18 protein-coding genes are annotated in these 20,142 nt (G+C 61.9%); 10 read left to right on the top strand and 8 right to left on the bottom strand.

Features of this window, described 5'->3' with window-relative positions:
* Nucleotides 1-23 precede the first annotated feature (23 nt).
* A complete protein-coding gene (locus H351_RS17430; RefSeq protein ID WP_029255358.1) occupies nt 24-2,597 on the top strand; it encodes a bifunctional lysylphosphatidylglycerol flippase/synthetase MprF in 2,574 nt (857 codons plus the stop codon).
* A gap of 10 nt (nt 2,598-2,607) precedes the next feature.
* On the opposite strand, the gene H351_RS17425 is transcribed toward H351_RS17430, so the two are convergent.
* Genes H351_RS17425 through H351_RS17415 form a run of 3 tightly spaced genes read right to left on the bottom strand, consistent with a single transcriptional unit; the run spans nt 2,608 to nt 6,004 of the window.
* Entirely contained in the window at nt 2,608-3,459 is an 852-nt protein-coding gene (locus H351_RS17425) for an ABC transporter ATP-binding protein (protein WP_020907760.1), read from the bottom strand.
* Nucleotides 3,456-4,547: a FecCD family ABC transporter permease gene (locus H351_RS17420; RefSeq protein WP_019748452.1), complete on the bottom strand. Its 1,092-nt coding sequence runs from the start codon at nt 4,545-4,547 to the stop codon at nt 3,456-3,458. Before H351_RS17420 ends, H351_RS17425 begins: the two co-directional genes overlap by 4 nt.
* Nucleotides 4,544-6,004, bottom strand: a complete 1,461-nt coding sequence (locus tag H351_RS17415) for a FecCD family ABC transporter permease (protein WP_019748453.1) — start codon at nt 6,002-6,004, stop codon at nt 4,544-4,546. The genes H351_RS17420 and H351_RS17415 overlap by 4 nt, the downstream gene beginning before the upstream one ends.
* Before the next feature lie 202 nt (nt 6,005-6,206).
* On the opposite strand from H351_RS17415, the gene H351_RS17410 reads away from it, so the two are divergent.
* Together H351_RS17410 and H351_RS17405 are read left to right on the top strand one after the other, a co-directional pair.
* A complete protein-coding gene (locus H351_RS17410) occupies nt 6,207-6,989 on the top strand; it encodes a hypothetical protein (RefSeq protein ID WP_020907762.1) in 783 nt (260 codons plus the stop codon).
* Nucleotides 6,990-7,225: 236 nt separating this feature from the next.
* Nucleotides 7,226-7,654, top strand: a complete 429-nt coding sequence (locus tag H351_RS17405; RefSeq protein WP_020969625.1) for a PaaI family thioesterase — start codon at nt 7,226-7,228, stop codon at nt 7,652-7,654.
* A gap of 87 nt (nt 7,655-7,741) precedes the next feature.
* On the opposite strand, the gene H351_RS17400 is transcribed toward H351_RS17405, so the two are convergent.
* Nucleotides 7,742-9,157 carry an NAD(P)/FAD-dependent oxidoreductase gene (locus tag H351_RS17400; protein WP_019748456.1) on the bottom strand — a complete coding sequence of 472 codons (1,416 nt, stop codon included), beginning with the start codon at nt 9,155-9,157 and terminating at the stop codon, nt 7,742-7,744.
* 410 nt (nt 9,158-9,567) lie between these two features.
* Between H351_RS17400 and H351_RS17395 the strand changes: the two genes are divergently transcribed.
* The gene (locus tag H351_RS17395; RefSeq protein ID WP_081051165.1) at nt 9,568-10,365 is read left to right on the top strand and encodes an ArsR/SmtB family transcription factor; all 798 of its coding nucleotides are present in this window, start codon (nt 9,568-9,570) and stop codon (nt 10,363-10,365) included.
* Nucleotides 10,366-10,786: 421 nt separating this feature from the next.
* Here H351_RS17395 and H351_RS17390 read toward each other — a convergent pair whose 3' ends face one another.
* A complete protein-coding gene (locus H351_RS17390; protein WP_029255360.1) occupies nt 10,787-11,089 on the bottom strand; it encodes a hypothetical protein in 303 nt (100 codons plus the stop codon).
* A 58-nt stretch (nt 11,090-11,147) separates the two neighbouring features.
* On the opposite strand from H351_RS17390, the gene H351_RS17385 reads away from it, so the two are divergent.
* The 5 genes from H351_RS17385 to galE all read left to right on the top strand — a co-directional run bounded on the left by H351_RS17385 (nt 11,148) and on the right by galE (nt 16,595).
* Nucleotides 11,148-13,235, top strand: a complete 2,088-nt coding sequence (locus H351_RS17385) for a glycosyltransferase (RefSeq protein ID WP_029255361.1) — start codon at nt 11,148-11,150, stop codon at nt 13,233-13,235.
* Nucleotides 13,236-13,296: 61 nt separating this feature from the next.
* Nucleotides 13,297-13,569 carry a PqqD family protein gene (locus H351_RS17380; RefSeq protein WP_020969628.1) on the top strand — a complete coding sequence of 91 codons (273 nt, stop codon included), beginning with the start codon at nt 13,297-13,299 and terminating at the stop codon, nt 13,567-13,569.
* A gap of 64 nt (nt 13,570-13,633) precedes the next feature.
* Nucleotides 13,634-14,455, top strand: a complete 822-nt coding sequence (locus H351_RS17375; protein ID WP_029255362.1) for a phosphoenolpyruvate carboxykinase (ATP) — start codon at nt 13,634-13,636, stop codon at nt 14,453-14,455.
* Nucleotides 14,434-15,564 (top strand): nucleotidyltransferase family protein, encoded by a 1,131-nt coding sequence (locus H351_RS17370; protein ID WP_029255363.1) that lies wholly within the window; start codon nt 14,434-14,436, stop codon nt 15,562-15,564. Before H351_RS17375 ends, H351_RS17370 begins: the two co-directional genes overlap by 22 nt.
* Nucleotides 15,561-16,595, top strand: a complete 1,035-nt coding sequence (gene galE / locus H351_RS17365; RefSeq protein ID WP_029255364.1) for a UDP-glucose 4-epimerase GalE — start codon at nt 15,561-15,563, stop codon at nt 16,593-16,595. Before H351_RS17370 ends, galE begins: the two co-directional genes overlap by 4 nt.
* Here the strand turns inward: galE and H351_RS17360 are convergent.
* A complete protein-coding gene (locus tag H351_RS17360) occupies nt 16,567-16,857 on the bottom strand; it encodes a hypothetical protein (RefSeq protein WP_029255365.1) in 291 nt (96 codons plus the stop codon). The two genes, galE and H351_RS17360, sit on opposite strands and share 29 nt — an antisense overlap.
* Before the next feature lie 439 nt (nt 16,858-17,296).
* Here H351_RS17360 and H351_RS17355 point away from each other — a divergent pair, with 439 nt between their 5' ends.
* Nucleotides 17,297-18,430 (top strand): GGDEF domain-containing protein, encoded by a 1,134-nt coding sequence (locus tag H351_RS17355; RefSeq protein ID WP_020969633.1) that lies wholly within the window; start codon nt 17,297-17,299, stop codon nt 18,428-18,430.
* On the opposite strand, the gene H351_RS17350 is transcribed toward H351_RS17355, so the two are convergent.
* Nucleotides 18,419-18,892 (bottom strand): DUF5709 domain-containing protein, encoded by a 474-nt coding sequence (locus H351_RS17350; protein WP_019748468.1) that lies wholly within the window; start codon nt 18,890-18,892, stop codon nt 18,419-18,421. The two genes, H351_RS17355 and H351_RS17350, sit on opposite strands and share 12 nt — an antisense overlap.
* 73 nt (nt 18,893-18,965) lie before the next feature.
* Entirely contained in the window at nt 18,966-20,141 is a 1,176-nt protein-coding gene (locus tag H351_RS17345; protein WP_021344275.1) for a lipase family protein, read from the bottom strand.
* Between the last annotated feature and the right edge of the window lies 1 nt (nt 20,142).

Raw genomic sequence — 20,142 nt, 5'->3', positions numbered from 1 at the left:
CCGCAGAAAGTAGCCGCACGTAGATGACGATCGACAGTTCGCCGGGCACCGAAGAATCGACATCACGGGCGCGGGTAGTCACGCAGAAAGCTGCCGGCATCATCCGTTTCGGCATTCGCGACGCACCCTTGACGGTCGTCCTACTTCTCACCATGTGGATACTGGGCGCCGTAACCGGCAGCATCGTTCACGGACCGTCCCGCGATCTCGAGCACACGATCGGTGCGGGAATGGGCTCGATCCAGCACGGACATGTCTGGATTCCACTGAGCTCCGCGCTGTGGGCAGGAAACCTGCTCGGGTACATCGGCGCGAGCGTGCTCCTGATTGCGGTCGCTGCACCCCTCGAACGGCGGATGGGAACGATCAAGCTGGCGATCGCCGGCGCAAGCACTCAAATCTTGGGAGTTCTGCTCGGGCTCGGCTGGGCATCCTTCGTGAAAGTGTTCGACGCCAATTGGGGGTTCCGCCTCCATGTCGGCTCCGCTGTCGGCGCGAGCGCGTGGATCGTCGGCGCCGCGATGGCCGCCAGCTCGAACATGGGGACATTGTGGCGTCGCCGCATCCGCGTCGGAACCCTGGCTTTGACCATCACCTTGGCCCTGTTCAGTGGTCAGCTGCAAGATGTCATCCGATTCTTTGCCGCTGTGGTGGGTTTGGTCATCGGACAGTGGATCGTCGGACGATCGGCTCGCGGTGAACGCATCGCCGGGACACAGCGAGAGGGCCGCGTCCTGGTCGCCATCGTCGTCGCGGCAAGTGCGATCGGCCCGATGATCGCCGCGCTGTCCCCACAGGCGGTTGGCCCACTCGCCGTACTCCGCGATCTCTTCCGTGGTGTTCCCTGGACTGTCGCAGAAGTACGTGAGCTGTGCGCCGAATCCGCGTCGGATCCGGACTGCCGACGCGGCCTCCTCGAGCTGAGACTCTCGGGGATCGGGCCGACTCTGCTCTCGTTGATGCCGTCGATTTTTGTGCTGGTGTTGAGCGATGGGCTCCGTCGTGGCCGCAGATTCGCCTGGATTGCGACTGTCTGTGCTCAGGTCGTCTTACTCGTCCTCTCGATCGGGAACTTCGTCATCAGGTTCGTCGACGCAGTCGACAGTGACAGCTTGTTCTACGGAATCAGCGATCCGAACGTGTATCGAACTCTGGTGCCGTTCCTGACACCGCTCTTCGTGCTGATCCTGCTGATCGCCACACGTCGATACTTCGACGTCGCGGCCCCGGCCAAGACGTATCGACGTCTCGGTGCTGCGATCGTGACCTTGCTCGCGGTCCTCGCCGTGATCTACGTCGGCGGCGGAATGCTCGCCAGGCACGGGTTCGACCGCGAGCCCACGGTCACGATGCTGCTCGCGGACTTCCCACAGCGCCTTGTACCGCCGGTGTACCTGCAGTTGATCGACCCGCGCCTGCTTCCCGTGGACATCGAGTCGACGTTGCTCTTCGAGTGGACCGGCGTCGTGTTCTGGGGCGTTGCCGCCGTGTTGGTATTCGTGAGTTTCCTCAAGCCGGTCAAGACCGCCGATCCCAAAGCCGCCGAACGAGCGCGATCCATGTTGATCGCCGGTACCGGCAGCCCGTTGTCGTGGATGACGACGTGGAAGGGGAACACTTACTGGTTCAGCGCGGACGGTTCGAGTTACGTCGCGTATCGCGTCATCGCCGGCGTTGCTCTCACCACAGGTGATCCGGTCGGTCCTCCAGATCGCATGCGCGCGGCGATCGAGGGGTTCGCCGAGTTCGCGTCGTCGAACGGTTGGATTCCCTGCTTCTATTCCGTGACCGACGACGCCCGAACCATCACCGATTCGATGGGCTGGAGCGGTCTACAGGTCGCCGAGGAAACCGTGCTCGACCTGGGACAAGTCGCGTTCACAGGAAAGCGGTTCCAGGACGTGCGCACAGCACTGAACCGGGCGAAGAAGTCCGGTATCACCGCCGAGTGGATTTCCTTCCCTCATGCACCTCTCGCGATCAAGGATCAGATGGTCGCGATCTCGGAGGAGTGGGTAGCGGACAAGGGGATGCCCGAGATGGGATTCACCCTCGGCGGACTCGACGAGGTCGACGACGAACAAGTGCGATGCCTGATCGCGGTCGACGAGGATCGCACCGTGCACGGTGTCACGTCGTGGCTACCGGTGTACCGCGACGGCAAAGTCGTCGGGTGGACACTCGACTTCATGAGGCGACGCTCCGAAGGGTTCCGTCCCGCGATGGAGTTCCTCATCGCTTCCGCTGCACTGAAATTGGAGGAGGAGGGCGTCGAGTTCCTCAGTCTGTCCGGTGCACCGCTGGCAACAATCGCCGGTGACTCCGAGAGGAATGCGAACGAACCGGAGGCCACGACTTTCTCGGCGATGATGGACAGCGTGCTCGACCTACTCGGTCGCACCCTTGAACCGGTGTACGGATTTCGATCGCTGCTGGCCTTCAAATCGAAGTTCCAGCCGCGGTACGTGCCGATGCACATGACATTCGCCGATCCAGCCGCGTTGCCGAGCATCGGCAACGCGGTCGGACGGGCATACCTGCCGACCGTGACGATCGGTCAGGGATTCAAACTCGTTCGGACGATTCTGGGTCGCTGATTCGCGATCGTCACGCAGGCTTTGCCGGCCCGCCGACGGCACCGAACACGTGCCGGGTTCCGATCGGAACGATCAGCGGCCGATCCGAGACGGGATCGTCGATGACCGCAGCTTCGAGACCGAACACCTCGAGCAGAAGTTCCGCGGAAATGATGTCCTTGGGGACACCAGAAGCGACGACGGCGCCGTCGCGCATCACGATCAGATGATCGCTGTATCTGACCGCGAGATTGAGGTCGTGCAGAACCATCACCACGGTGCGCCCCATTTCCTCGTGGAGTTGATCCACCAGGTCGAGGACTTCCATCGAGTGCGCGAGGTCCAGATAGGTAGTCGGTTCGTCGAGAAGCAGGATGTCGGTTCCCTGGGCGAGAGCCATCGAGATCCAGGCTCGCTGACGCTGACCGCCGGACAATTGATCGACGGGCCGATCGGCGAGATCCGAGACACCGGTCAGCTCGAGCGCTTCGGCGACCTCGCCCTCGTCGTCCGCGGACCACTGCCTGATCCACGACTGGTGCGGGTGGCGCCCACGTGAGACCAAATCGGCGACGGTGAGCCCTTCCGGCGCAACAGGAGTCTGGGGGAGCATTCCGAGCACCCGCGCGACTTCCTTGGTCTTCATCGAACTGATCGCCTTGCCGTCGAGGATGACCGATCCACCCTTTGGCTTGAGCAGACGACCGAGCGCGCGCAAGAGCGTCGACTTGCCGCAACCGTTGGGTCCGATGACCGTCGTGATCACGCCGGTGGGGATCTCGAGATCGAGTCCGTCGACGATGATGCGATCCCCGTACCCGAGCGTCAGATTCTGCGCGACGAGACGCGAAGGAGCATCGGTGGACTGGGCGATGGTGGTCATGCTGTGACCTTCCGATTGTTACGAACCAACAGGTAGAGCAGGAACGGGCCGCCCAGTGCGGAAGTCACGATTCCGACGGGGAGTTCCACAGGCAGAATTGTTCGAGCGATGACGTCGCTGCCTACCACCAGTACAGCACCGGTCAGCGCGGAAGCCACGATGGGCGGGCCGGCGGAGCGCACCAGACGCATGGCGACCTGTGGCGCAGCCAGGGCGACAAAGCCGACCGGACCTGCTGCTGCGGTCGCGATGGCGGCCAGTGCCACGGCGGAAAGCAACAACTTGGCCTGTGATGATTGCAAGCGAACACCGAGTGAGGTTGCGTTGTCGTCGCCCAACCGCAGCGCTCCCATGGTGAACGATGCGATCACCGCGTAGCCGCCGACTACTGCGACGGCGATTGCGACCGGCCACATCTGATTCCAGGTGGCACCGTTGAGTGAACCGTTGAGCCACACCTGTGCGCGAGAAGCGTCGTTGATGTCCGCCGAGATGAGGAGCCATCCCGTCGCTGCCACCAGCATGGCGTTGATGCCGATACCGATCAGGATGAGGCGGAACCCCTCGACGCCCTTGCGCCACGCCAAGGCGTAGATCACCACTGCTGTCAGTAGGCCGCCGCAGAGCGCAGCCAACGGAATCCCCAGTGTGGCAAGCAGTCCCACGAACGAGCCACCCCCGCCGAGTACGATGAGTGCCACTGCGGCGGCACTCGATCCAGCCGTGATTCCGAGGATGTCGGGGCTGGCGAGGGCATTGCGCGCAATCGTCTGGGTGACCGCACCGGCAATGCCGAGTGCCATACCGATGAAGAGCGCGGTGAGCGACCGAGGAAGTCGAAGGTCGAAGACGATCAGGTTCTGTGTCTTGCTGCCATTGCCGAGCAGGACCGAAATGACATCGGGGATCGAGATCGGATAGTCGCCTCGCCCGATGTTGATGCAAAGCAGAAGGAACAGCGCAACTGCGAGGGCAATGCTCACCGACACCGCGAGTGGGCGGTAGACGAGCGAGAATCCACCGAGGCGGATCGACTTACGTGAGGGGACGGTCCGGGGGAGTACCCGGAGTTCCTGCTTGAGCGTCACAGACTTGCCAACTTCCTGCGGCGTACGAGAGCGATGAAGAACGGAGCGCCGAACAGGGCCAAGATGATGCCGACCTGCAACTCACCAGGGCGCACGACCACGCGGCCGATGATGTCCGCGGTGATCAACATGACCGCGCCGAGTAAGCCCGCGTACGGGACCAGCCAGCGGTAGTCGGGTCCGGTGATGGCCCGGGCCACGTGAGGGACCACCAAACCGATGAACGCGATCGGACCACATGCCGCGGTGGCGGCGCCGGTCAGCAGGGTGATCGCGACGATGCCGAGTGTGCGACTGAACGCGATGTTAGTTCCCAGTGCTTTTGCGACGTCTTCACCCAGGCTGAGGACGTTGAGCCCCGGCGTACTTGCCAAGGCGATGACCAATCCGAGTATCAGGAACGGCAGGACCTGCCAGAGAACGTCGAACCCGCGACCGGACACCGACCCGACAACCCAGAAACGGTAGGCGTCCAGGCTCGTCTGGTCGAGGATTATCACGGCGTTGGTCATGGCTTGCAGGAAGAATGCGACGGCCGCGCCCGCCAGAGCCAGACTCAGAGGACTTGCGCCGCCGTTTCCGATGGAAGACAAGCCGAAAACGACGATGCTGGCGACGAAGGATCCTGCGAACGCGAACCAGAGGTATTGACTCGGTGCCGTAAAGCCGAAGAGGTAGATCGCCATGACCACGAAGAACGCCGCGCCTGCGTTGAGGCCGAGTAGACCGGCATCCGCCAACGGGTTGCGCGTGTGTCCCTGAATCAAGGCACCGGCGATACCGAGTGCAATTCCGACAACAAGACCCAAAATCGTTCGTGGGGCGCGCAACGTCCGCACGATGATGTCCGTTTGAGTTCCGTCCGAATTGAAGAGCGCGTGGAAGATCTCGGCGAACGTCAGTGGACGAGCACCCACTGCGATACTCGCGAGCATCACAAGCGCGAGCAGCACGGTGAGGACCGCGAGTCCGATCAGGCGGCGCCGGCGAGTTGCACCGACGCTGTTGTCGCGTGCGAGTTCTTCGAAGCCCTCGTCTCGGGCCGTGCTTTCTCGGACCACCTCGATGCCGCTTCGGTCGAACGGTCTGCGCAGAGCCCGGCGGACACCGATGGGCTGTTTGGTGGTCGCGTCACGCGTGACCAGGCCAACCCATCCCTTCCCCGAGGTCCGACCGGTTGCCCCCTCACGGAATCCGAGGTTCCACACAAGGAGACCGACGGCGATGGCTATTGCTGTCCCGCCGAAGACTGCTCGATCGGCCTCGCCGCCACCGTTGTCGTCACGGAGCGACTGGACGATGTACCAGCCGACGATCAACGGAAGTAGGAACACCGCCGCGTCGAAAAGTCCAGCCAGGACACGCATTCGGACAGGAGCGGGGCCGCGCGGCACGATGCGCCGTCCGTACGTCTCGCTGGGTCCTCGGGGATGTCCGTTCCCGAGAGATTTGATCATCGTCACTGGCGGTTCGAGCTCCTGGTCTTGGTGCGCAGGGAATTCGCATCTTAGGTTACGGAACCCTATGCGGGTGCGCTTCCTGCGGGGGACGTTCCTGTGAATATGCGGTGCCCAGCGTCACAGTTCTTTACTCTTGAATTATGGTGAGGCTAACCTACATTAAGAACCACAAGACAACTTCGGCCGATTGGAGTGCACGGTGACCATCACCTTGACCACCCAGCATGCGGATGTTCGTGAATTCGAACTCCGGTCGAACGCATTGAGCCGCACCAGCGTTCGCCTACGAGCACTCAACCCTGACTATCCGCGCGTCTACGCGGTTGCCGCCATGGCGGGCGAAGGTAAACGGCGTTGGTGGCAACTGAGCGAGGGCCTGTGCGGGGATCGGGTGCATCAGATGTTCGCCCGTTCACTTCAAGATCTCGACAGCGCCGAAGCTGCGGCGATCCAGGTTGCCACGTCACTTATTCATGCCGTGGTCGGCAGGGTGGCCGCGTCGATCGTCTCCGAGGGGTCCGCATGGGACCCGGGGCTCGAGAACCTGTTCATCCACATGGACAGCGACGGCGGGATCGACTGGGCCGGCGTGGTCGACGAAACGCTGCGCGTTGCGCCCAACGGACGGGAGTCCGGCAGTGACGGCGTCGTCGACATGCCGTGTGAAGAAGCGCTCCTTGTCTGGACCGCGCACCGTTGCCTGACTTCACTCCGAGCGATTTATGACGCCGTCGCCAGGTGTGCGCCCGTCGACCAGTTCAGATTCTGGGGCCTGGTAGGGGAGTCGATCCTGGGTGCAGCGGCCTACGTCCCCATCTTGGCCGGTGAGGGCGAATCGGCCGCTCAGCGTCGAGGGCAGGGACTGCTGGACGCCTTTGTCGCCGCCGGGCTGCCGGTTCGTGCGCGCCGCAAGGTCTCGCTACGCCCTCGTTGGAACCAGTTCGACGAAGGGCTTGCTAAATTAGGTCAGCCTTGCCTATGATTGTGGAAGACCTCGCAGAGAGCTACACGACGCGAGAGTGACGAAACTGCCGGACCGCGCCGGAGTCCTGAGGGCTGCAGAGACTCCCGGTCCTTCCCACGGCGGGTTTCCCATCGAATGATGGGAAACCCGCCGGTTCTTTTTCCAGACCTGATTCCAAGCTCGAGTTACCTCTCGTGTAATCAGGTAGGGAGTGGCAGCCACACCGGCGCCAGAGAATCACAGATGGAGATGGCATGGTCGACACTGCTGAGACCGCAGAGATGATGAAACGGCTCGGGACGGGCTTCGACGCCACCATCGGCCTGGAATACACCGAACTGAGCCCAGACCGTGTGAGGGCGCAATGGACGGTCAAGCCCACGCTGCACCAGCCCGCCGGGATACAACACGGGGGTGTGTACTGCTCGGTGGTGGAGTCTCTCGCCAGCGTCGGCGGCACCGTGTGGCTGGGCGAGCGAGGACACGTAGTCGGAGTCAACAACAACACCGACTTCCTGCGCGCAACGCGGGAGGGCACTCTCACCGCCGAAGCCACCCCGATTCATCGCGGACGCACCCAGCAACTCTGGGAAGTTCGCATCACCGACGAGAACGGCCGACTCGTTTCCAAGGGACAGGTTCGCCTCGCGAACATCACCGAGGTGGCGAAGATCGGAAACTGACCACGCGGCAGTCGATCAAATGACGAAGGGCGGCTGTGGAGTTGAACTCCACAGCCGCCCTTCGTCATTCGCCCAGGCGCTGATCGATCAGCCGGCGGCCTTCTGCTGCTTGCCGGCAGCCTTCTTGGCTTCGCCATTCGACGTGCTGCCGGACTCCGTCGCTTCCTTGTTCTTCTTCTCCAACTCGCCCATCGCGTTTCGCGCGAAGACCTGCTGCTCGGTGGACGCCATCTGAGCACGGCCACGCCCGAAGAACGTCACTGCCCACGACAAGAGCGTCGAGGCGCGTGAACGGAATCCGACGAGGTACAGGAGGTGAATTGCCAACCAGGCAACCCACCCGATGAAGCCGCTGATCTCGAGCTTGCCCACCTTGGCTACCGCGCTGAAGCGCGAGATCGTCGCCATACTGCCCTTGTCGAAGTACTTGAACGGAACTCGTTCCGACGGGGACTTTCCATCCAGTGACGCTTTGATCTGCTTGGCCGCATACTTGCCGCCCTGCATGGCGACCTGAGCCAGTCCTGGAAGCTTGTCGAGCGACATCATGTCGCCGATGACAAAGACGTTGGGGTGTCCGGGAAGCGACAGGTCAGGATTGACCATCACTCGGCCGGCGCGGTCGGTTTCTCCGCCGCTTTGCTCTGCAAGCTGCTTGCCGAGGGGGCTGGCCTGCACGCCGGCGGACCAGACCTTGCACTGCGACTCGATGCGGCGAAGCGTGCCGTCCTTTTCCTTGATGATCAGACCGTCGTTGTCGACGTCGGTGACCATTGCGTCGAGCTGGATCTCGACGCCGAGCTTCTCGAGCGTCTCGGCAGCCTTGCGGCTGAGCTTCCCGCCATACACGGGCAACACGGCAGGGGCGCCGTCGAGGAGCACGACGCGCGCTTCACGAGGATCGATCTTGCGGAAGGCGCCGTCCAGCGTTCGACGGGAAAGCTCGGCGATCTGCCCGGCCAACTCCACCCCGGTGGGGCCGGCGCCGACCACGACGAAGGTGAGCAAGCGCGCGCGCTCGGCGGGATCGTCCGACAGTTCGGCCTGTTCGAAGGCCCCGAGGATTCGTCCGCGCAGTTCGAGGGCGTCGTCGATCGTTTTCATTCCGGGGGCGAACTCCGCGAACTGATCGTTGCCGAAGTACGACTGACCGGCACCTGCCGCCACGATCAGACTGTCGAACGGCGTAACCGTGACGCGTTCGAGCAGACGCGAGGTCACGGTCTGATTCTCGAGATCAATGGTCTCGACCTCACCGAGCAGCACCTGGGCGTTCTTCTGCTTGCGCAGCACCAGTCTCGTGGCGGGAGCGATGTCACCGACCGAGAGGATGCCGGTCGCAACCTGATAGAGGAGCGGCTGAAACAGATGGTGGGTTGTACGCGCGATCATCGTGATGTCGGCATCGGCTTTTTTGAGAGCCTGAGTGCCGAACAATCCTCCGAAGCCGGAACCGATCACCACTACGCGGTGGCGGTGCGGTTCAACCGACTGGATGCTCATTCCGTACTCCTCGAGTTCTAGGCGACAGTCCTACGGTAGTCCCACCGCGGCCGAGCTTCTCTGCGAGCAGTCCGACGCGCGCCGGTGTGTCCGAATCGATCAAGCAGCCTCCGGCGGCGATCACCCCGAGACGCGTGTCATCCTCGCGCCGGGGGTGTTCACCACTTTGTCGAGGTGTCAGCTACTGGCGGACCGACAAAATGAACAGTGCGATGCACCCGCCGACGAAAACCAGGATCGACAGAGCCACCGAGGCATACCCGACACCCACTCCAATTGCTGCCCAGTCCATGTGCTCAACCTCTCTTGCGGTGTGATCCGGGATTCAGATCACATCTGCCTGAAGACATCACACCCTATTTATCCCTACTTCCGAAACCCGGCACGCCCAACCATTGACATGCAAGCAAATGCTTGCATATCGTGAAGTTGTGAACGACCGGATGAATGCAGCCTTCAAAGCACTTGCCGATCCCACGCGAAGACTTCTGCTGGACCGCCTGTTCGTAGCCAACGGGCAGTCGCTCGGTGAGCTGTGCGAGAGCCTCGAGATAAGTCGCCAAGCTGTCACGCAACACCTCACGGCGCTCGAGGATGCAAATCTGATCAGCACGGTGCGGCAGGGGAGAACGAAACTTCACTATCTCAATCCCGTTGCGCTCGAGGAGATTCGAGAGCGATGGATCAACAAGTTCGAGGTACCGCGCCTGCATGCGCTCAGTGCCGTCAAAAAACTCGCGGAGGAAGCCATGACCGACAAGCCCAGTTTTGTATATGTCACCTACATCGCCAGTACGGCCGAGAACGTCTGGAAAGCACTCACGGACGCGGGGGCCACTGCAGAGTATTGGGGACACAGCAACGTCTCCGACTGGCAGCCGGGATCGACGTGGGAGCACCGCCGGATCGACGGTTCGAACATCGCGGATGTAGTCGGCACCGTAGTCGAAAGCAGCGCACCGTCCAGGTTGGTCACCACCTGGGCTGATCCGAACGGCGAACCGGGCGTCGATATCTCGCGGGTGAGTTTCGACATCGAAGCCTTCGGCGCGATCGTGCGATTGACCGTCAAGCACATCGATTTGGCAGACGAATCGGCTCGCATGGAGGTAGCGGGCGGATGGTCGGCGGTGCTGTCGAATCTGAAGTCCTACCTCGAGACCGGAAATACTCTTCCGGTGGCGCCGTGGGAGATGCCGGTCGGTTGACGGTTGTCGACCGGGACAAACGAGTCCCCTGAACAGGAGGGGATCGCCGTACTTCTGTCCGAACAGTCGGCGCAGTCCGGACTCGAATTCGCATACCCGTCAAATATCGGCGCGTTCAGTCTGTAAAGTTGCCGGAAGGATGCTAGCGTTTTGCCCGACATCGAGTGAGGACGACCTCGTCTCGGACGCATGGGAGAAACGCTATGGGCGGCGACGCTTTTCAGAATGTTCCGGTTGATCGACGCAAGTTCGTCAAGACAGTTCTGGCGGCCTCGGCGGTAACTGTTCCGGTCGTGACGTCGATCAGCCTCGGTGGTGCGGCACCGGCCTTCGCAGCCGGTGACACGCCGAACCTCTCCGGAGCTCCTACTCGAGGCCAGCAGAATCCGAATCAACCAGGCGGCGAGCAACCAGGCGGGAATCAGCCCGGTGGTAATACTCCGGGAGGGAACCAGCCGGGCGGAAACGAGCCGGGCAACCCCGGATCGTCGGGAAGTTCGGGATCGTCGGGAAGTTCGGGTAGTTCCGGGAGTTCGGGATCGTCTGGAAGTTCCACAGGTTCCGGATCAACCGGTAGCTCGTCAGGCTCGGGTGGAACGACGACCGCCAAGCCCACCGGGCCGACGGAGCCGACAGAGCCGACCGTCCCAACTGTCCCAACTGTGCCGACCACTCGCACCGAGCCGACGTTCCCAACCAGCCCGACCAAGCCGACAGATCCCACGGAACCTGCGTAACCGACGTAATCGATACAACGCCACGGGTTCCCAGGGAGCACACCGATGCCCGAGTTCGACGAAGCCCTGCACCGCGCTCTGAAGAAGCTTCAGAGCGCGGTGCCAGTACAGGTGAAAGAAACTCCGCCGCACGGAGAATCTGCCGACCTCACCATTGCAATCGCGACCTACGACGATTTCGACGGCGCATACTTCACGATCCACTCGATCCTGGTCCATCATCGCGAGATTCTGGACAGAGTCGAATTCGTCTTGTTGGACAACAACCCCGAGGGGTTGCCGGCGCCGATGCTCGAATCGTTTGCCGGTTACATCGATCGGTTCCGCTACATCCCGTTCACCGACGTTCGATCGACTGCGGTGCGGGACGTCCTGTTCCGCAAGGCCACCGGAAAGTATGTCCTGGTCCTCGACTCCCACGTGATCCTGGCACCGGGATCGTTGTCGGCGTTGCTGGCGTATTTCGATGCAAATCCGGAAACTGACGATCTGATCCAGGGACCGATGCTCTCCCAGGATTCCTCGCACATCGCGGCCACCCACATGGACCCCAAGTGGCGCAACGGAATGTTCGGCTCCTGGGGAGTTGATCCGCGAGCGAAGCAACACCCTGACGTGCCTTTCGAGATCATCATGCAGGGCCTCGGCTCATTTGCCTGCAGGCGTGAGGCGTGGCCGGGATTGAACTCGCACTTCACCGGATTCGGCGGTGAGGAGGGATACATCCACGAGAAGTTCCGGATCAACGGCGGAAAGGTCGTCTGCCTTCCGACATTTGGTTGGCACCATCGATTCGAGCGCCCGGCGGGTGTCCCGTATCGAATAAATTGGGAAGATCGCGTTCACAATTACCTGCTCGGTTGGAGTGAGGTCGGATGGGATCTCGACTCACTCCATCGTCAGTTCTCCAGGTACCTCGGTGATTCGTATCCCGAGATTCGTCGCCGTGCCGAACTGAGCGTCCAGCGACCCGAGTTGGTCTTCGGCGGGGTGATCGTTCTCAGCGACGACGGCCGAGTAGCACCGTGGCGTTCATGCCTGGCGGAGGCCGAGTCGATCGAACTGACCATTCACCGTGCCATTCCGGCGGAGGACGACGGTCCGGATGGGTGGAGGACGGCCTCAGCGTTCGTCGCCGGACTCGACAAGGCGATTCTGCTGGGCTGGAAGTCGGTGGTCTTCCTGGACGAGGCTCGCGTGATCGAACCCGCGGTTATGTACAAGCTGCGGAACATAACAGACGACCTCCCCGCCGAAGCCGATGCGGCCGTCATCCACGCACACGGCGAAGACCTGGTCGGGGCTGCACTGATTGTTCGCGCCGCGGCATACCGAACCTTGCGAGACGAACTCTCTCGGAGCATGGACGGACCCGTGCGGTCCGACTTTTCACTGGCGACCTATCTGCTCGAGCGGGGCGCAGTCGACGTTGTGCTCGATCGCCCACTGTCGCCTGCCCGAGTAGGGGGAGAACCCACCCCGGCTGTCGAGGGTTCGAAGTCGGACCTCGGTGTTGTCGTCGTGAATCTTGACCTCGATATCGACAGATGGAAGGCGTCCTGGCATCGATTCATTCGCTTACCGCGCGTAACAGCGGTGGAGAGAGAATCAGCTTTCGAGGACGTGATGAATCAGGAAGCGGCCTTTGCCGTCTCGTGGCGTCGCGCGGTTTCTCGGGCGACCGAGAAGAGCTGGGATTCGGTCCTCATTGCAGCTGACGACGTGAGTTTGCTGGATGCGGCTGCGTCGATCCTGGACCACGCACGTGAAGATCTCGATCACCGCGATTGGGATGTCGTCCAACTCGGACACGACGCGAAATCGGCCGACGGAGCGCTGATCGACGGTTCGGTGCTCTTGCGCACCAGTCCGGAGAACCGTGGAGTTCACGCCGTCCTCGTTCATTCGCGCGCCTTCGAACGAATTCTGGACGCGATTGCGGATCCGGAGGTAGACCCCGAAGCATTCGAAAAATGGGCGGGCCACTACCAAACTTTGGGCAACTACCTGGTGGATGCGAACGCCGGGGGAGCGCTCACGTGTCTGACGCTCGCACCCGGCATCGCCTCCACACGCAGCCTGATTCGTTCGGGCGCAATCGAATCCGAATACTCACGACGCTTCTCGCTCTGACACCACCCCAAACGCAAATAGCTCAACACGAATATCGGACTGGTTGGAACAAGGAGATATCTTGACGGAACTACTCGAAGACGCGAGGCCTCAGCGCTCACAGACGGTGGAGAGCAATGATCTCACCGACGGTGTCGTGCTGTACGACAGTTCCAGCGAGGTTGCCCATCACCTCAACCCCGTCGCGACTTTGGTGTGGGAACTGTGTGACGGCCGGACCGTCAGTGACATCGTCCAGGCGGTGTCGGAGGTACTCGAGATCCCTGACCATGACGCGGAGTCGGTGGTCAGCGAGACCTATGGACAGCTGAGCGCCTCGCGTCTGCTGGTGTGAGAATCCCGTGACAGGCAGCCACGTACCACAATTCCGAACGCACTACCTATGGGTTGATGCGATCGTGCGCGGCCCTGCCATACCCGAACTCGGTGTCATCGAGCATCGAATTGCCAGCCCCTGGCCTGCGGACCACAACATCGAAGTTCGGATTCAGCGGAATCGATCGACGTTCGGTCGCTGGGACGCCACCATCGACTCGACCATCGGAGGCAGAAAGGAACCGCTGATCGGTCTCGACGGACTCCACCTCGCGGAGAACGTTTACCGCACTGTGCACCGGGATGTCATGACGGCCGCAGATACCGAACTGTGGACACGCCTGCATGCCGCTCTGGTCGACTGCAACGGTGTGAGGGTGGCGATCGCCGGGCACTCCGGGGCGGGTAAAACCACCTTGGCGCTTGCCCTTGCCTTACGGGGTGCACAACTGCGAGCTGACGAAGGGGTCTTCATTCGCGGTACCGAAGCGGTGGGCTTGCCGCGCCGGGTCCACCTGAAAGCCGGTACGTTCGACGTTCTCCCGGACATCAAGGCGCACGATTCGCTGTATCTCCCGTATACCCCTTCGGTGTGGGCACTGGACCCGTCGACATTGCCCGCTACTCCCAACGTCGATTCGGCGGTTCGCGGAATCGATCTGGTGCTGATTCTCGATAAATGGGACGGGGGTCCTACTCGTGTCGCGCCGATGCCCGCACCCCAGGCGATACAGTCGCTGGCCGAGCAATCCGCTCTGTGGTCCGACAATCACGGACTGACCCTGAGAAACATCGCTGCCCTGCTCTCGAATGCCCCGTGCTACAGAATGATCCGGCACCACGGCGACACCGGCGCCGACACCGTGGAGGAACTGGTGGCGTCATGCGTGACACCCGGTACCTGATTTCCATGTTGGAACCCGAGCGCGGGGCCGACGTCATCCGTTCGTGTTCGCAGCAAGATTGGCCCCGAGTCATCGACGCCGCTGCCAGGCACAAGGTGCTGCCGCTGCTGGCCGCCCGCGCAGTCGATGCCGGCTTCGCATCGGTCCTGCCGGCGAGTTTCGCCGAAATGCTGTCGGAATCCGCAGCTAGCGCGTCGAGTCCGGAATTGACGCTGAGCCTTGTCCATCACCGAAACGCGCTTCGTATCGCGGACCTCGATGCGCAGCGCGTAGAACTGCAAGAGTTGTTACACAGCAGCGGATTTCCGACTGTCGCGCTGAAAGGTGCTGCTCTTCTCGAGCGAAGAATCTGGCCGAACCCGGCGGCACGACGGATGACGGACATCGACCTCTTGGTCGTAGATCCCGCACACGCCGTTCCAGCCAACGACGCGATCATCGACTTCGGCTATCGAATGGTTCGCCCGGACGAGGTGGCAGGGGATTCCATCGATCACGACGATCATCAGGAACCAGCGCTCCTTCGCGACGACCGTCACGGCTCCGTCGAAATCCATTCACACTTGCTTCCGCGGTTCGCCCGTCACGCGTTGACCCGCGAGTCCGCGGTCCGAGGACTCAGCGCGGAGACCGAAGGATCCAGACTTGCCCTTGCCGATGTCACGCTTCATGTCATCGCTCACGCGCGGCTTGCCGATCGCGCCTTGATTCGCGCTGATCTGGCGTTGAACAGCGTCTTCGACGTGGGGTACCTGTTCGACTCCGAGCCGTCACTCCCGGCGATGCTCGCGCGACGCCGATTGCCGCGCGATGTCCGTCGCGCGGTGAACGTCCACTGGGCTGCGGTGGAATCGATCTTCGGAGTGAATACCGGGGTGACGAATACGTCGGCGCGTTGGTGGTGGCAATGCACGCTGTGGTTGGCCGATCGCCCACGTCTGCACTCGCTCTACCGCGATCTGGTCATGGTGCCGCTCTTTCTCGACCGTGATCGGCTTTCCATCCGGGACGGGCGCGACCTACGTGGATGGGACTTGGCACGCTCACGCGTATCCCACTTCGTCCGTCGTGCGAGGGCTGCCGTCGAAGATGCCGGGGGAGCAGCGTGAAAGTACTGATCACCGGCGGAGCGGGATTCATCGGAAGCACCGTGGCGTCGAAGTGCGTCGACGCCGGGATCGATGTCGTGATTCTCGACAACCTGCTGACCGGCCGTGCCGAATTTGCGCACAGATTCCCGTTCTACTGCGGCGACATCGCGGACGAGAAACTGCTCGACAGGATATTCGCAGATCATCCCGATATCGTTGCCACAGTTCACTGTGCGGCCTTGATCGTGGTCGGAGATTCCGTGAGTAGCCCGGCGCGGTACTACGAGAACAACGTATCCAAGTCACTGACACTGGTATCGAGTGTCCTTCGGAACGGCTGTGAGCGCTTCTTGTTCAGTTCCTCTGCTGCGGTGTACGCGCCGAGCGACGGTGGGTGTGTCGACGAACATTGGCGGATCGCACCGCAGAGTCCCTACGCGCACAGCAAGGCTCAGTTCGAAACGATGCTTGACGACATCGTGGCGGCCACAGGATTATCGGCAATATCTCTACGCTACTTCAACCCTGTCGGGGCAGACCCGGAGCTGCGAAGCGGACCAGCGTCGGCGCGCCCGACCCACGCACTCGGAAAGCTGTTCGAATCATATTCGACAGGAACGCCTTTCAGGGTTACGGGGACGGATTGGCCGACGCGCGACGGATCGGGAGTGCGTGACTACGTTCACGTCTGGGACCTTGCAGACGCTCATGTTCGAGCACTCGAAAGGTTCGACCGGGTCACCGCTGATTCATCACGCATGACTGTGGTCAACTTGGGCAGCGGGCGGGGGACGACGGTGTGGGAATTGGTACACACATTCGAGAACGTGCTCGGCGAAGACGTCGACGTGGTCGCTGCCGACCGACGCACCGGTGACACTGCCGGCGCCTATGCGTCGAACGATCGTGCGTTACGACTACTCGGGTGGGTTCCGACGTTCACCTTGGAACAGGGGATCGAGGACACTGCACGGTGGCTGACCGTACGGGCGCACCTGCTGAATTCTGCGCCGCTGAGCGTCAGCTTGGTGGCTCGCCCTCGACGGTGATGTTGTTGCTTCGTAGCCAGAATGTAGCGTCCGGATCCCACCCGGCGAGCACGGTGGCCCCCGAGTTGGCCGACAACGGGATCGCGATGCCTGGCGTGGTCAGATAGGCCATCAAGGTCAAGTGGATGGCGTCGTAATCTGCGGCGACCGAAACCCAGTCCGGAATGAACCAGTCACGGTATTCACCGGTCGTGTCGTACCAAACGGAGCGACGTGAAGCGCGTAGAGCGGACAAGCTGACGGGGGACGTTCGAATATCCATTACTTGACATAATGTAGATTATCGGCAAATTGTCGACCTGGCGATATCGGCTCATGATCCGTTTCCTGCGTCGTTGATCCGTAGATGTATCTGTCGACCATTCGCGTGCTTCCGCCCTGAACCGCTGGACGCATTGCGTCAGCTGATCATCTTGGCGTGCCCGTCGTCGGACAATCAATCGTCGATCGCCGTCCGACCCCGGCCGGCCACCGAGCAACCCTGCCGCTCAGGTGTTCAGGCCGCGCGGCAGGCCGCCTGACGCGGGTTGATGTTGATGGATGAGTCTCGCCCACTCCCAGCCACCCGTCCCCAATTCGTCACTGTGACGTATTGGGGACGACAGGCTGCGAGCGGGTGCAGTTCCATTGTCATCGCCACGGACTACTATCGCCGCATGTGTTTTATTTCGACCGGTCGCTTCGAATGATCAGTGGCCGCGATGAGTGACACACCCAAGGCCGTGCACCGCTGGCTTGCAGTGCCAGACCAGTTCGACCGATTCACGCGATTCTTGCGCGACAACGGAATTCTGATGCCGACTCGGATAGGCATCGGCATATTGGTTTTCCTCCTGGGAGTCACGATTCTGCTGAAGCGACTGGGCACCCATTCGGTACAGACCATCGGATTTCCGTTGGACGTCGTCATCGCAGTGCTCGTGATGATCGGCGGAACAGCGCTGCCGTTCACCGCGACGACCCGGGAACGGTCGTACCTTTTTGTCATCGCGGGCGACCTCGCTGTCGCGGTGATCGTGCTGGCGGAGGCCAATCCGGATCAAAGGCTGCTGGGGTGCCTCGTCTTCGGACTCGTCGGCTCGTACATAGCGTTCTTTCACAATCTTCGAGCGCAGCTGTGGCACCTGCTGTTTTCCGGGGCGGTCATCGTTATCGCCAGCATTGGCGTGTTCACCGATGTACCTTCCGGCCTCTCAGACGTCCTGGGACGCATTGCCTTTGCCATCCCTGTCATCACCGTCATACCGGTCGTCACGCAGATTGCTCTGGCGCTCCTGAGCAACGACGCTCAAAGCTCCGAACTCGATCCGTTGACGGACCTGCTGAATCGGCGCGGACTCTCACGGCGGACTTCCGAACTCCTGCAAGCGAAATCCAGCCTCGACCAGTCCTTGCTGGTGGTGGTGATCGACATCGACAATTTCAAACACTTCAACGACACCTATGGTCACGACGTCGGCGACCGCGTCATCCTGCGCACGGCGTATCGACTCCACGACTGGGCCAGATCGGACGCAGCGATCGCTCGTATCGGAGGTGACGAGTTCGTCGTCGTTCAGATCATGCCGTTGCCGTACGTCGGCGACTTGCTCGCACGGATCGCCCCCATCATGAACTCCCCTACGGGCGAACCACTCTCGACGACAAGCATCGGCATAGCCATACACAACGGCGGCTGGCCAGACGTGCAAGCAGCAGAAAGCGGCGTTCACGATCTACATCGCCTAGCCGATTCGGCGATGTACGAAAGCAAGAGGATGGGTGGAAATCACGTCCACTCCATCGTTCTCACCGATCAACAGCCACAACAGTCAGGCGGTCGGTCAGTCGTCTGATTCTTCGATCAGATGCATCGCGGCTTCCTCCGCCGACGCTGCGCCGCCGTCGATTCCGACGTCTCCGGCAATGAGTTCGCTTTCCTCGTCCTCGTATCGACCCTCGTCTTCGGCAACGAGACGCCCGACGCGGCGATTTCCGACTTCGTCACCGTTCGGGAATTCTTCTTCCCGTTCGAATTCGTCGGCATCTGCCGGATCCTTCAGGGGATCTCCCAGTGACGCGTACGGATCCGGTTCTTCCTCGGCCAGGCGCTCGTCGAGGGTCTCCCCCGCCGATTCTTCACTGCCGGTCAACCCGTGGGCGTCCAGGCCCAATGGGCGTTCCGGTGGTGAGATTCCCTCGTCGAGAATGTCGTCCACGCCTCGATCGATCAGGGTGTCTTCGGGTTGAAGCTGGTCGTCGGGATCGAGACTGTAATCGCCATTGCCGGCCGCGCCGGTGTCATCCGTGTCGCTCATACGATCAACGATGCCACGGGCACACCGAGTTGGCCATGTGCCGCGCCTGCTCGATACATCACTCCGGAGACATTCAGCACGAACGCGGGGCCGGCACTCCGTCGAACCGGTCCTGCAGGTACTCGAACGCGGTGGGCAGACCGAGGACCGCAGTGGTGAGGTGGTCCGGGCTGGGGAACAGCTGAGATTGAACCGTGGCTCCGGCGGCGCAGTACCGAGAAATCGTGTTGACCACCGAATCGATGGGGATAAGGACGTCGTCGGGCGTGTGCCATTCGAATACCGGGGCAGTCGGCACACCCGGATAGAGCTCGACGCTGTTGTCGTCCATAACCTTTCGCACTTCGGGGCTGGACAACAGAGAAGTCGACGTCGACACCTGGGAAGCGCTGCGTCCTGCGCCAACTCTCAGGATGTCGTTGGTGCACGCGTTGGTGAGTTCGGTCCGCATCGACCGACCGAGGTCATTGAGTTGGTTGCTCAGCGGAAGGAGGTCGGGGTACTCGCGTTCGAGGCCCATTGCTGCGGCGAAGGCGAGGCCGAATGCCGGGTGCGGATCCTGTCCGAGGCCGTTGGCCATCTTGGACAGATTCATCGGAACGCCACCCTCGGCTACACCGACGAGGTTGACCTCGGGTGCGTAGCTCGGGGCCAGTGCGGCCGCCCACGCGGTGGCCATGCCGCCGCCGGAGTAACCGGCAATACCGACTGGGCTGGCGCCACTACGCAATTCGGGGATTTTCTGAACGGCGCGGATACCGTCGAGCGTGATCTGTCCGCCCAGGCGCGCGGCGCCGTAGGCGCTGTTGGGTCCGAGATGGTCAGGAAGGGCAATGGTCCATCCACGTTGAAGCGCGACGTTGAGGATGGGCGCTTCACGGATGACGATGTTGGGATCCGATGCGTAAAGCGCGCGAGATGGCGCACATCCCGTTCCGAGTGCGTTGACGATGTGCTGATAGGAGAGCAACGGGCCGTCTTGCGCTTGATTCGGCGGGACCAGGATCGTGCTGACCGCGGCGATCGGCTTGTTCTCGGAGTTCGTGGACCTGTAACTGACCTGCCAGATCGCGACGCCGGGAAAGGTCATCAGGTCAGGGGCCCGGCGCACAGAGATCGGCGTGCCGGCGGTCCCCTCGGCCGCTGCTTGCGAATAGAACGGGTCCGGGTCAGGCGCCGGATATGCGGGATCTGCTTGTGCAGTCCACCCGGAGAGAAGTGCGGCAGTCAGTGCAGCAGCAGTCAGCATC

Origin of the sequence: Rhodococcus erythropolis R138 (assembly GCF_000696675.2) — a bacterium.
GTDB classification, from domain to species: domain Bacteria; phylum Actinomycetota; class Actinomycetes; order Mycobacteriales; family Mycobacteriaceae; genus Rhodococcus_F; species Rhodococcus_F erythropolis.
Note: the sequence above shows the minus strand (reverse complement) of the source record. Positions and strands in the feature narration are given on the sequence as shown.

Coding starts and splice junctions, on each gene's coding strand:
- H351_RS17430 (WP_029255358.1), top strand. CDS start 24: ATGACGATCGACAGTTCGCCGGGCACCGAAGAATCGACATCACGGGCG.
- H351_RS17425 (WP_020907760.1), bottom strand. CDS start 3,459: ATGACCACCATCGCCCAGTCCACCGATGCTCCTTCGCGTCTCGTCGCG.
- H351_RS17415 (WP_019748453.1), bottom strand. CDS start 6,004: ATGATCAAATCTCTCGGGAACGGACATCCCCGAGGACCCAGCGAGACG.
- H351_RS17405 (WP_020969625.1), top strand. CDS start 7,226: ATGGTCGACACTGCTGAGACCGCAGAGATGATGAAACGGCTCGGGACG.
- H351_RS17400 (WP_019748456.1), bottom strand. CDS start 9,157: ATGAGCATCCAGTCGGTTGAACCGCACCGCCACCGCGTAGTGGTGATC.
- H351_RS17395 (WP_081051165.1), top strand. CDS start 9,568: ATGCTTGCATATCGTGAAGTTGTGAACGACCGGATGAATGCAGCCTTC.
- H351_RS17385 (WP_029255361.1), top strand. CDS start 11,148: ATGCCCGAGTTCGACGAAGCCCTGCACCGCGCTCTGAAGAAGCTTCAG.
- H351_RS17370 (WP_029255363.1), top strand. CDS start 14,434: ATGCGTGACACCCGGTACCTGATTTCCATGTTGGAACCCGAGCGCGGG.
- H351_RS17360 (WP_029255365.1), bottom strand. CDS start 16,857: ATGGATATTCGAACGTCCCCCGTCAGCTTGTCCGCTCTACGCGCTTCA.
- H351_RS17355 (WP_020969633.1), top strand. CDS start 17,297: ATGAGTGACACACCCAAGGCCGTGCACCGCTGGCTTGCAGTGCCAGAC.
- H351_RS17350 (WP_019748468.1), bottom strand. CDS start 18,892: ATGAGCGACACGGATGACACCGGCGCGGCCGGCAATGGCGATTACAGT.
- H351_RS17345 (WP_021344275.1), bottom strand. CDS start 20,141: ATGCTGACTGCTGCTGCACTGACTGCCGCACTTCTCTCCGGGTGGACT.